The organism is Streptococcus mitis, assembly GCF_023109105.1.
Classification (GTDB): domain Bacteria; phylum Bacillota; class Bacilli; order Lactobacillales; family Streptococcaceae; genus Streptococcus; species Streptococcus mitis_BW.
The window spans coordinates 1-12,318 of the sequence record NZ_JALDTZ010000024.1 but is presented as its reverse complement, the minus strand read 5'-3'; the positions used below and the strand labels follow the sequence as shown (position 1 = coordinate 12,318).

11 protein-coding genes, 1 pseudogene and 1 other annotated feature are annotated in these 12,318 nt (G+C 41.9%); of the genes and pseudogenes, 1 reads left to right on the top strand and 11 read right to left on the bottom strand.

Annotated features, from left to right (window positions below):
- Positions 1–162 precede the first annotated feature (162 nt).
- The 7 genes and pseudogenes from M1F37_RS09595 to M1F37_RS09565 all read right to left on the bottom strand — a co-directional run bounded on the left by M1F37_RS09595 (position 163) and on the right by M1F37_RS09565 (position 7,765).
- The gene (locus M1F37_RS09595) at positions 163–531 is read right to left on the bottom strand and encodes an EXLDI protein (protein ID WP_247935638.1); all 369 of its coding nucleotides are present in this window, start codon (positions 529–531) and stop codon (positions 163–165) included.
- A 62-nt stretch (positions 532–593) separates the two neighbouring features.
- A pseudogene (locus tag M1F37_RS09590) lies at positions 594–1,496 on the bottom strand (DUF2268 domain-containing protein).
- Between the two features lie 226 nt (positions 1,497–1,722).
- Positions 1,723–2,091 carry a 50S ribosomal protein L7/L12 gene (gene rplL, locus M1F37_RS09585; RefSeq protein WP_001196965.1) on the bottom strand — a complete coding sequence of 123 codons (369 nt, stop codon included), beginning with the start codon at positions 2,089–2,091 and terminating at the stop codon, positions 1,723–1,725.
- A gap of 74 nt (positions 2,092–2,165) precedes the next feature.
- Positions 2,166–2,666 carry a 50S ribosomal protein L10 gene (gene rplJ, locus M1F37_RS09580; RefSeq protein ID WP_247935637.1) on the bottom strand — a complete coding sequence of 167 codons (501 nt, stop codon included), beginning with the start codon at positions 2,664–2,666 and terminating at the stop codon, positions 2,166–2,168.
- Between the two features lie 38 nt (positions 2,667–2,704).
- Positions 2,705–2,840: a sequence feature (ribosomal protein L10 leader region), on the bottom strand.
- Positions 2,841–2,916: 76 nt separating this feature from the next.
- Positions 2,917–4,176, bottom strand: a complete 1,260-nt coding sequence (locus M1F37_RS09575) for a TRZ/ATZ family protein (protein WP_247935636.1) — start codon at positions 4,174–4,176, stop codon at positions 2,917–2,919.
- A gap of 114 nt (positions 4,177–4,290) precedes the next feature.
- On the bottom strand, positions 4,291–6,039 hold the full coding sequence (locus M1F37_RS09570; protein WP_247935635.1) for an ABC transporter ATP-binding protein: 1,749 nt from the start codon (positions 6,037–6,039) through the stop codon (positions 4,291–4,293).
- Position 6,040: 1 nt separating this feature from the next.
- Positions 6,041–7,765, bottom strand: coding sequence for an ABC transporter ATP-binding protein (locus M1F37_RS09565; protein WP_247935634.1), 1,725 nt, complete (start codon positions 7,763–7,765; stop codon positions 6,041–6,043).
- A gap of 69 nt (positions 7,766–7,834) precedes the next feature.
- Between M1F37_RS09565 and M1F37_RS09560 the strand changes: the two genes are divergently transcribed.
- Entirely contained in the window at positions 7,835–8,050 is a 216-nt protein-coding gene (locus M1F37_RS09560) for a hypothetical protein (protein ID WP_247935633.1), read from the top strand.
- Positions 8,051–8,068: 18 nt separating this feature from the next.
- Here M1F37_RS09560 and msrB read toward each other — a convergent pair whose 3' ends face one another.
- From msrB to mecA, 4 genes are all read right to left on the bottom strand, one after another.
- Positions 8,069–9,007, bottom strand: a complete 939-nt coding sequence (gene msrB / locus M1F37_RS09555; protein ID WP_247935632.1) for a peptide-methionine (R)-S-oxide reductase MsrB — start codon at positions 9,005–9,007, stop codon at positions 8,069–8,071.
- Between the two features lie 98 nt (positions 9,008–9,105).
- On the bottom strand, positions 9,106–9,975 hold the full coding sequence (thrB, locus tag M1F37_RS09550; RefSeq protein WP_247935631.1) for a homoserine kinase: 870 nt from the start codon (positions 9,973–9,975) through the stop codon (positions 9,106–9,108).
- Between the two features lies 1 nt (position 9,976).
- Complete coding sequence (locus M1F37_RS09545) at positions 9,977–11,263, bottom strand: homoserine dehydrogenase (protein ID WP_247935630.1); 1,287 nt, start codon at positions 11,261–11,263, stop codon at positions 9,977–9,979.
- A 151-nt stretch (positions 11,264–11,414) separates the two neighbouring features.
- Positions 11,415–12,146: an adaptor protein MecA gene (mecA, locus tag M1F37_RS09540; RefSeq protein WP_247935629.1), complete on the bottom strand. Its 732-nt coding sequence runs from the start codon at positions 12,144–12,146 to the stop codon at positions 11,415–11,417.
- Positions 12,147–12,318 lie beyond the last annotated feature (172 nt).

Genomic DNA, 12,318 nt, shown 5'->3' with positions numbered 1-12,318 from the left:
AAATGTAATTGTTCCATATGATTCTTTCTAATGAGTTGTTTTGTCGCTTTTCATTATAGATCATATGGGACTTTTTTCTACAACAAAATAGGCTCCATAATATCCATAGGGGATTTACCCACTACAAATATTATAGAGCCACTTATAAAAGCAGCCGGATTTTTATATATCTAATTTTTCAAAAAATTTGTCTGTTAACTGCTTTTCTTTTAGCTTCTCAAGCAGCTCATTTTCCAGAAAAGGACTTAGTTCGTCAAAATCTTGACAAACCTTAAAGACAGTTTCTCTGTCCAACTGGTCATAAGCTGGTTCGTAATAGTTCTTATTATGATGCCAGTTCTGGTCATAATTGACATCTGTTCGCTGATAGTAAACGATGCCTTGCTTCGGTGTCAGGTAAAGCTTCTGTGTTAGAATACTTTTCTGATCTTTGGACAGCGTGCTACGGCTAAAAATTTTAACACCTTGAAAAATCTTGCTCTCATAGATACCTTGATTTATGACTTTCAATTCGACTCTTTTATAGTGCATATAGTCAGCTCCAGAAATTACCTACATTATATTAGGTTTTGGCAGATTTTCAAACAAAAGTGTCATTTCCAAAAGTCTTCAGTCGCCTCTAAAATCTCTTCTGTTGGTGTTACTGTCGCTTCAATAATGCTCTTTCCAGTCTTTTTCAGATAGGCTTGTATCAAATGATAGCCATAAGCATAGCCCGCAGCATAAGGCATACCGACTGGTATTTGACCTTGAATCTCTGCAATTTCATCACCGTAGAGATATGGAGCCATTTCCACCATCCCCGTTAGCTGAAGCTGACTTGAGATGATGGGCTTAATCTCCTCTAATTGCTCTGGACTGGTTGAAGTAACCCAAGGTCCGATGAGCTCTTTACCATAGAGCTCAGCAGCAAAAGACTCTGCCAATCCTTCACTAACTACCCAGTCTGCTAGTGTCGTCTGCTGGTTCCATTTGATAAATTGGAAGCGGACATTGTGGTTGCACTCGTGAGCCAGTGCCGCTTGAATACGTGGCAAAGTATAGTCATTAGGCAGTATGCTTAACATGAGATAACTTGGAATTCCGCCATCTCCACTGTAACCCTTATTGAGCTGTAGCATAGGCTTGTCTGGATTGCCTAATAAAATAGTAAAATGGTAATCCTCAACCTCTAAATCATGGCCAGCCTGTTCAAAAAGACCAATACTCCTCTTGATGGTATCCTGGCAGTCTTGCCAGAGTTGATCAGAGCTCAGGGCATCAATAGCCGGTCTATCCTTTTCTGATAGAGTTGCAGGGAGCTGATTCATAAAGCCAAGTAGAAACAGAGCATCAAATCCTCCAGGATACTTCGCTTTTAAAGGAATGTGCTGAGTTTGTTATTTAGGAGCAAATGGAGCGAGTATTTTCGCTCGGAAACATCCCTCCCTTTTATCAAATGGAAGTTCAAGCAACTCCTGATAAACTTTATCAGAGCGAATCATATTGATTTGCATAATAATCTCCTTTCTTATCTACTATTAGTTTAATCCCTTCCCTAAGGTCAGTGTCAAGAAGAAAATTGAATTTCTATCAAGATTCTAGTAACTGTTAGAAAAAAACCTAGAACTTTCGTATCAGACTATAATTTAGAGGTAGATTTAGCATTCTAAACAGAAAAAACCGCTACTCCTAAGAATAGCGATTTAATCATGTTTTTAAGCTACTAATGTAGTTGCTCTATTATTTAAGAGTAACTGAAGCTCCAGCTTCTTCCAATTTAGCTTTGATTTCTTCAGCTTCTGCAGTTGCAACGCCTTCTTTAACAAGTGCTGGTGCACCGTCAACAAGTTCTTTAGCTTCTTTAAGACCAAGACCTGTGATTTCACGTACAACTTTGATAACGCCAACTTTTTTGTCGCCTGCAGATGTCAATTCAACGTCGAATGAATCTTTAGCAGCACCAGCGTCAGCAGCACCAGCTGCAGCAACAGCTACAGGAGCAGCTGCAGTTACACCAAATTCTTCTTCGATAGCTTTTACAAGGTCGTTCAATTCAAGGATTGAAGCTTCTTTAATTTCAGCAATAATGTTTTCAATGTTCAATGCCATTGTTATTTCCTCCAAATATGTTTTTAAATTTATAATAGATTTTTCGTAGCTAGGCTACGCTGCGTAGCTTAAGATTAAGCTGCGTCTTCTTTGCTTTCTGCAACCGCTTTGACTGCAAGAGCAACGTTGCGCACTGGCGCTTGAAGTACAGAAAGGAGCATAGAAAGAAGTCCTTCGCGGTTTGGAAGAGTTGCAAGTGCAAGAATCTCTTCTTTAGATGCGACAGCGCCTTCGATTGCACCACCTTTGATTTCAAGTGCTTCAGCGTTTTTAGCAAAGTCGTTCAAGATTTTCGCTGGTGCGATAACATCTTCGTTAGAAAATGCTACTGCAGATGGTCCAACAAATACTGATGCAAGTTCTTCAAGACCAGCTTTTTCAGCTGCACGACGCAAGATTGAGTTTTTAATAACTTTATACTCAACTTCGCTTCCACGAAGCTCACGACGAAGAACTGTATCTTGCTCAACTGTTAAACCACGAGCGTCTACAACGACGATAGATGCAGCAGCTTTCATTTTTTCAGCTACTACGTCAACTAGTTCCGCTTTTTTAGCAATAATTGCTTCACTCATTAGTGTGTTCACCTCCGTTATTATTTTGCTTGGGGAAATTTTTCAAAAGAAAAACGCGCCCAAACCTAGACACGAAAGTACAATACGCTTCTTTTTACATGATACGTTTTGTCCTCGGTAGGATACTTATGAGTCGAGCTCCCCTACTGTCTTAGGCAGTTTTTTCAAACCGTATATAAGTATAGCATAGTCAAAAAAAGAATGCAAGATTTTTGCAAACTTTTTTTAAACTTTTTTCGTGATTTTTCTTTTAAAGTTCTACTGTCAGGACTTGACCTTGCCTAACAACCTGTTCTCCGGCGATATAAACATCATCTACATCACTGGATTTGACTGCATAGACAAGGTGAGAAAGCATATTTTCTTGGGGTTGGAGATGGATTTTCCCTTGAGGTTGAATGACGAGAAAATCTGCCTGTTTACCAACTTCCAGACTTCCTATCTGATTTTCCATCCCTAGGACTTTAGCCCCTTCGATTGTCAGTGCCTTGAGAGCTGTTTCGATTGGGAATTGGCTGGCATCTCCACTTCTCATCTTCTGAAGAAGGGCTGCAGTCCGTCCTTCCTCAAACATATCTAGATTGTTATTGGAAGCAACCGAGTCAGTCGCAATTCCCACAGCTACTCCTGCTTTTTGGAATTGGATGATTGGAGCGATTCCTGAGGCCAATTTGAGGTTACTAATAGGACTGTGGGCAATAGCCACTTGAGAAGTTGCCAATCGTTCAATTTCTCGCTCGTTTAATTCGACCCCGTGAGCAAAGACAGACGGATGATCTAAATAGCCCAGTTCTTCTAGAAAATCAAGGGGGCGTTTGCCGTAACGCTTCAAGATAATCCCTGACTCCTCCTTGGTTTCCGCCACATGGATATGGATTGGAATAGCAAGCTCTTTTGCCATATCTAAGCTCGCTTCCAGCAAATCTCTACTACAACTGTAAGGAGAATGTGGGGCTACCATCACCTTGAAATTTGGATTTTTATATCCAATAATTTCTTCAATGATTGCTCGAGTTCTGCTTATAGTCTCAGCAGTTGTCTCTGCCTCTGAAGAAAAGAGGGTCGGTGAGAAATAACAACGCATCTTGGAATCTTTCACTGCCTGATAAATCCGCTCAATATCCACACCATTGGGATTATACATGTCGTTAAAGGTTGTTGTTCCCGACTGGAGCATCTCTATCAGAGCTTCTTTGACCGCCTTGGTAGTCATGTCGGGAGTAAACTCAGCTTCTGCTGGCCAGATATAGTCATTGAGCCATTCATGGAGATTGCTATCATCTCGGATTCCTCTCAATCCTGTCATAGCAGAATGGGTGTGACAATTGACCAAACCAGGCATAATCCAAGCCCCCTGATAGTCTATAATCTGCTCAGCTTGCTCTAAAATCTCTGACTCCTCTTGACCGACATAAACGATTTGAGAATCCTTAACGGCTAAGATTCCATTCAGATAGACATGGAAATCTTGATCACAAGTCACGATATTTACATGCTGATAGACTTTCATACTAGGCTCCTTTTCTAAAAGACAATTTACAGTGAATAATTTTTCTAGCTATTGTAACAAAAAAGTCACCCGAAGGCAACTTTTTTCGTCCATAAGATTTCAAAATAGAAAGGCTTATTCTGAGCTAAAAGCTGCTGCTTGCTGCATTTGATAATACTTGCCCTTCCTATCCATAAGGTCCTGATGGTTCCCATACTCAACAATGTCACCATCCACCAAGACAAGGATCAAATCCGCATCCTGAATGGTTGACAAGCGGTGGGCAATGATAAAACTTGTGCGCCCCTTCATGAGTTTAGCAAAGGCATCCTGAACCAGTACTTCTGTCCGTGTATCGATGGAAGAAGTCGCTTCATCTAAGATAAGAATCTTGGGAATAGCCAGAAAGACTCGGGCAATGGTCAAGAGCTGGGCTTGCCCTACAGATAGAGATTCTCCTGCATTTTCCAACTTGGTATCATAGCCCTGTGGTAATTGTTGGATGAAAAAGTCTGCATTGGCTGCCTTTGCAGCAGCAATCACTTGCTCCCGACTGGCATCAGGGTTACCAAAGGCAATATTGTCATGAATAGTTCCTTGCTTGAGCCAGGTTTCTTGGAGCACCATCCCAAACTGCTGTCTCAATGATGCTCGGGTATAGTCGTAAATGGAACAACCATCTAGCAAGATATCTCCTGAGTTAATGGGGTAAAAACGCATGAGAAGATTGATAAGAGTTGATTTCCCAGCACCTGTCGGACCAACGATGGCCACCTTGCTACCAGCTGGGATATCGATAGACAAATCCTTAATCAAAATTTTTTCTGGATGGTAGCCAAAAGAAACATGCTTAAAGGAAATAGCTCCCTTAACCTGGTCACTGGTCAAGACTTCCTTGCCTGTTTCAGCCACCTCAGGACTTTCTAAGACAGCATAGACGCGCTCTGCACAAGCCAGAGCACTTTGCAACTCGGCTAGAACTGAAGAAATATCGGTAAAGGGCTTGGTATACTGCTGAACATAGTTCAAAAAAGTCACTAAACGACCGATGGTCAAGGTTGAACCCATCATGATACGATAAGCTCCTACTCCAGCAAGAAGAGCATAAATAAGCGCATTGACAAAGCGAGTCGAAGGATTAACCGTTGAAGAATAAAAGATGGCTGACTGAGAATAGCCTGCGTAGTTGGCATTAGCCTCGTGCAGTCTTTGGATAAACTCTGTTTGAGCATTGAAGGACTGGATAATGGTCTGCTGACTAAGCGACTCTTCAATCAACTGAGTCTGAATTCCCCTCGTCTCTGTTTGCTTCTGAAAGAGATGATAGGATCGTTTGGCAATAAAACGTGAAATTACCATAGACAGTGGCGTCAACAACAAGACTAAGGTAGTCATGAGGAGATGAATTTGGAGCATGGCTAGAATACTAACCAAAATCATCAAGACACCAATGAAAAATTGGTTAAAAATCATGGTCAAGCCAGCTGCCAACTGTTCTATATCTGTAGTCACACGACTGACCATCTCTCCACTGCCCTGCCGATCCACAAAAGCAATCGGTAAACGATGAAGTTTATGGATGATTCGTTCTCGCAAGTCTCTGGTATAAGAGAAGATTAGGCGATTATAAAGAAGAGGATTGGCCCATTGTACCAGTGTATTTCCTATGACCACCAAGATCATCTGGAGAAAAATTTGCCAAAAAACTGGTGAAGAACCAGCCACGAGTACTTGGTCAATGACCTGCCCAATCAAGATAGGAAGATAAATAGATAAGCCGACTTGGGCAATAGTTCCTAGAAAGGCTAGGAAAAGGAGGAAGGGATGGCTTGATAAATCTTTTGCCAAACGTTTGAGCGTCTGGTTTGCAGTTTGTCGTTTCATGCTAGCCCTCCTTTCCATGTTGGGATGCATTAATTTCACGATAAACTTGACTAGTTTGCATCAATTCCTCGTGCTTGCCAATAGCTAGGAGCTCACCTTTTTCCAAGAGGAGAATCTGATCAGCCATCTGTAGTGTCGAAGTCCGTTGAGAAATCAAGATTAAGTTCGTATTTGGCAGATTTTCTCGAATAGCTTTCAAGAGCTTGGACTCAGTGATGGTATCGAGGGCCGAGGTCGCATCATCTAAGATAAGGAACGGAGCTTGGCGCAAGACTGCACGTGCAATAGACAGCCTTTGTTTTTGCCCACCTGAAAAATTTCGACCTCCTGCCTCAACAGTGGCGTCCAAAAGCCCTTCCTTTTCACTGACAAAATCCTTAGCTTGCGCAATTTCCAAGGCCTGCCAAAGTTCTTGGTCAGTTACTTCTTGATGTAAACCTAGAGTCAAGTTGAAACGAATGGTTCCCTTAAAGAGTTCAACTTTTTGGGGTACATAAGCAATCCAGGATCGCCACTGCTCAAGATTAAGAGGACTACGTCCATCTCGATAAAGGTCAATGCTTCCCTTGTCTGCTGTGTAAAGTCCAAGTAAGACTTGCACCAAGCTTGATTTACCAGAACCAGTTCCCCCAATGATACCAAGGCTTTGCCCTTGCTTCATATTAAAGGAAATGTCTCTCAGAGAAGGCTGGGCCGCATCAGGATAGGTAAAGGTCAGTTCTTGGACTTGTAAAACCTGATCACTGGTAGCTTGCTTTTCTTCTAACTCTGAGTGAATATCTTCTGGAGCTTCAGCAAAGACTTCTTCGATTCGCTTGGCTGAGATATAGGACTGGTTAAGAGAATTGATCAGCATGGCGAGCTTAACCAATTCCACCAAAATTTGCAAGAGGTAGTTGATGAGGGCAATAAGAGCACCCTGACTGAGTACCCCTCCTTGAATTGAAATATAGCCCTGCCAGATGATAACAAGAAGAGTGCCATTGACAATCAGATAAGTCAGAGGGGTTAATAAACTAGACCAGAAACCCGTCTTTTCTTGCAATCTAGCATAGACTTGGTTAAGGGTTTGAAAAATATGTAATTCTCGTTTTTCTTGTCCAAAAGCACGAATGACCCGCATGCCTTGTAATTGCTGGCGCGTTTCCTGAACCAACTGGTCCGTTTTCTTTCTGAGACTGCTGTAGAGAGGATTGACCAATCGAGAGAGGCCGACAATGACAAGGGTCAAAATGACAACCATGACCAAGAACCAGAAAGTCAGCTCAGCTGAGATTCGATAGGCCATGAAAATAGCTCCAAAAACGATAATAGGTGCTCGTAAAAAGAGGCGCAGAAATTGATTGATACCAGTCTGAATCTGATAGGTATCCGAAGTCAAGCGAGTCACCAAGCTAGAAGTTGTCAAACGGTCTCTGCTATCCTTTGGTAAGGAAAGAATATGACGATAAAGGTCGTTTGTCAGTTCTTTGGAAAACCCAACCGCAGCCTTGGCTGAATAAAACTGAGCTATCAAGGCCACTAAAACACCAATTACTGCAAAGATATGGAGCAGGCCAATCTGCATCCAGAGATGACCTTGATTTTTCTGGGGCAAGGATTGGTCAACAATTCCTGCAATCACCATGGGAACTAAGAGCTCAAACACAGCTTCTAGTAGCTTGAACAAGGGTGCTAAAATCGATTCCTTGATGTAGGGTTTAAAGTAAGATAATAGGTGTTTCATAAATCCCTTCTATTCGTATTCTAGAAATGAAGAAAGTGGGAAGCGCCCACCCTCTCTGTTTTATACTCAATGAAAATCAAAAAGCAAACTAGGAAGCTAGCCGCAGGTTGCTCAAAGCACTGCTTTGAGGTTGTAGATAGAACTGACGAAGTCAGCTCAAAACACTGTTTTGAGGTTGTAGATAAGACTGACGAAGTCAGCTCAAAACACTGTTTTGAGGTTGCAGATAGAACTGACGAAATCAGTTACCTATACCTACGACAAGGCAACGCTGACGTAGTTTGAAGAGATTTTCGAAGAGTATTATTTGTTTAAGTAAGGCAATAGATAGCCATATCCTGCATCTTCCATCTCATCCTTGGATACAAAACGCAAGGATGCAGAATTAATACAGTATCGAAGTCCACCTAGCTCCCGAGGTCCATCTGTGAAAACATGACCCAAGTGAGCATTGCCTGACCGAGAACGAATCTCGATTCGCTCCATTCCATGACTCATGTCCTTGTAATAATGAATCAATTCCTTGGAAATGGGACGGCTAAAACTTGGCCAACCACATCCTGAGGCAAACTTATCCTTGGCAAAAAAGAGTGGCTCACCTGTCGTGATGTCTACATAAATCCCTTCTTCAAAGATTTGGTCATAGGCATTGGTAAATGGAGCCTCTGTAGCAGCTTCTTGGGTGACACGATAGGATTCTTCTGATAAACTTTTCCTTAACACTTCTTGACTAGGCTTTTCATAGTTGGCTGCATCAATCAATGGCTTATCAGCATCGGTCACATCGATATGACAGTAACCAGAAGAATTTTTCTTGAGATAGTCTTGGTGGTAGTCTTCAGCTAAAATGTAGTGGCGAAGTTTCTCCACCTCTACTGCAATCTTGCGACCAAGCATGCGTTCCTGCTCCTGCACCACTGTGTAGATAGCTGGCAAGTCTACTTGATCTTGGTAATAAATCCCAGTTCGATATTGGCGACCACGGTCATTCCCTTGTTGATTGATTGACAAAGGATCGATAACTCGGAAATAATAGAGCAAAATTTCTCTGAGTGACACTTCCTTCTCATCGTAAATAACTTGTACCGTTTCTGCATGATCTGTTTCCTTGAGCAACTGATAATTGGTCGTTTCGACTTGTCCATTAGCGTAGCCTACACTGGTTGCAAGGACTCCAGAAATACGGGAAAAATATTCCTCTAAACCCCAAAAACAACCACCTGCTAGATAAATTTCTGCCATCTTCGTTTCTCCTTTATCCAGTTTGTAACTAGACTTCTTTTCAAAAAAAGGATAGGAAGCCCTCTGGTCAAGAGTTTCCCCATCCTATCATCTATTCTTTATTTTGCTTCTACACGGACACCTTGGGTATCAACTTTCAAGTCATGAAGTTTTCCTTTGAAAGGTTGCTTTTCTAATTCTGCCTTAATCGTTGGCATCTTGTCATGAGAAGCCAAGACCATAACTGTCGGCCCAGCACCAGAGAGGTAGGTTGCATAAGCACCATTTTCTTTGGCTACTCGTTTAATAGTCGCAAATTCTCTCACCAAGTCCTGACGATAGCGCTCGTGGAAGAGATCTCCCTCGATTGCTTGCCCAGCTGTCACCATGTCTCCTGCTAACAAGGCCGCAACCGCCACATTAGCGATAGAACTAGCTGCAACAGCTTCCTTATAGGACAATTTTTTAGGCAAGACACCACGGCTGTCTCGAGTACGCAATTCATAGTTGGGAATGTAGGCTAGGAAATCACACTCAGGGAAGTCTGCTACGATAGCTGAAACTTGTTCATCAACAGAACTTGCAATAACGAGATTACCATAAATAGCTGGGGCCACATTATCAGGATGTCCTTCAATCTTGGTCGCTAACTGCAATTTTTCATGGTCTGACAAGTTGAGCTGACCCAGTTGGTTGGCTAGTTCAATCCCAGCAACAATAACCGAGCTAGAAGAACCCAAACCACGCGCCAAAGGAACATCACTGGTCATTTTCAAACGTCTTGGTTGCAAGTCTGGTACAATTTGCAAGGCAATTTTGAGCAAGAGATTACGCTCGTCATGTGGAATCCATTTGCCAATCTGGTGTTCAATCAACCATTCTTCCCGTTCTTCGCAGACCTCAATTTGAAGATACTTGGATACAGCTACACCGACCGAGTCAAAACCTGGCCCGATATTGGCACTGGTTGCAGGTACAATAATCTTCATCTTATTCTCCTAGCACCTTGAAGGTATTCAAGAGGTCGAATTCTGAAACCTTCTTCAATTCAGCTGAGACATTTTCAAGCTGGGCTTTATTAATCTTGTGTGTAATGATCACAACACGCGCCTTGTCACCTTCTTTTCCATCTTGGAGGATTTGCTTGAAGGAAATATCTTGAGCATTAAAGATTTCAGCCAACTTCAAAACCTGACCTTTTGAGTCTGGAGCCAAGATTGAGAAGTAGTAGTTTGATTTAACATCTTCTGGATTAGCCAAGACCAAGTCACGGCTATATTCATTGAAGTCTTTGCCAATGGTCCCATCATTCAAGCGGCGAACGATACGAACAATATCGGCCACAACACTTGTTGCAGTTGGTTTTTGGCCCGCACCTGGTCCGTAGTACATAGACTCACCGATACCGATAGATTCTACAAAGACAGCGTTCATTACTCCATTCACACTAGCAAGTGGGTGCGCTTTAGGAAGGAAGGTTGGAGTTACTTCTGCGGCAATACCTGAAGGAGTTTCCTCGATAGAACCAACCAATTTCACTACATAACCAAGCTCTTGGGCTACAGCTACGTCTTCTGGTGTGATGTTGCGGATTCCCTTGTGGGCTACATCGTCAAAGGCAACCTTCATGCCAAAAGCAAATTGGCTCAAAATAACCATCTTGTAGGCTGCATCAATCCCATCTACGTCATTTGTCGGGTCGCTTTCTGCAAAACCAAGTCTTTGCGCTTCCGCAAGAGCATCATCATAAGACCAGCCTTCTTCTACCATCTTGGTCATCATGAAGTTGGAAGTTCCGTTGACTACTCCAAGCACGCGCGTGATTTTATCAGAAGCCAAGGAATTTGCCAACGTACGAAGAATTGGAATCCCACCAGCTACTGCTGCCTCGTAGTAAAGTGCTACCTTGTTCGCTTTAGCAATTTCTAGCAACTCTGCACCATGGACAGCCAAAAGGTCCTTGTTAGCAGTAACAACATGCTTTCCAGCTTCCAAAGCACGAGTGATAAAGGTCTTAGCAGGTTCAATACGTCCCATCAATTCCACTACGATGGTAATGTCTTGATCTGATAAAATATCATCCACATTGGTTACAAAGTTAAAGTCATTCCCTGCAGCAAGCAAGCGATTTTTTTCATCTTCATCCTTAACCAATACCTTAGCAACTTCAATATCTGAATGTGCTGATTGATTGATTTTTTCTCCATTTTCCTTTAGGAGGAAAGGCACACCACTTGCAACGGTACCAAATCCTAGTAAAGCAATTTTAACTGTCATGTTAGTCTCCTCGAAATTTTCTAATATAGCCATTATAACAGAATTTTGTGAAAATTCCTATTATAGTAAATCACTATTTCAGTCTAGAAAAGAAAAAACGAATCAGACGATTCGCTCTTCTTAAAATCTAGAAATAACTTTCCAGAAAGGATTATCCAATCTTTTGTAGATTAATCACTGCATCGTGATTCAGCAAGGCTTGGCCATACTCTTGCAAGACTGAGCGACTGATGTCACTATCTTCCGCAAACTCGCGCATACGAGCCAAGAGCCAAGCTGGATATGGACTTGGATGATTTTCAATATCCACTAAAATGGTCAAATAATAGCGCTCATTCATCTTGTAGAGTTCAGAAGTTTCCATCTCAAAAGTCACTGTCTTGGCAAAAGCCACCAAGTCAGCTAACTTAGCAAAAGAAAGGATGTAGTAGATGTAGGGCTCTTTTTTGCTCTCAACTTCTTGTTCAGCCTGCTCTTCTTCCTTGGCTTCGACTTGCTCTAGAGATTGAATCGCTTCGATATCATCCTTAGTTTTGTCTGCGATGCTTTTTTCCAAGGTTTTGATAAATTCATCTGGCGACATTTGAGCCAATTCTTCCATATCTGGTAAATCCGATAAGTCTTCAAAATCTAGATTTTGGTCAATCTTTGATTTGGTTACAAAGACATCGACCTTATCCGGTTTTGGAGTCACACGGAAGCTCAACATGCCTGTATCCAAAAAGCTCTCAGGCATCTCTAATTCATCCAAGATAGCATAAAAGAATTCTTCTGTTTTTTCTTGAGGAACAAGAAAGTCAGCAATCTCCATGCCACGATCCATCAAATCCTCTAAAGACATCGTGATTTTCAAAGTTGTATCACTAATTTGTTTCATTTTCATTGCTAGTAACCTCATACTTTCAGTTCTATCTATTATACTAGATTTTTACGATTTTATCAAAAGAAGGCTCCTATATCAGGCTAGAATTTCCCTAGGGTAACTTCTCAGAGTAACTTCCACTTGTCTGACCAAAGTGGAAGTTAGTCTAAAACGGATTTTTATGGTGGAATTA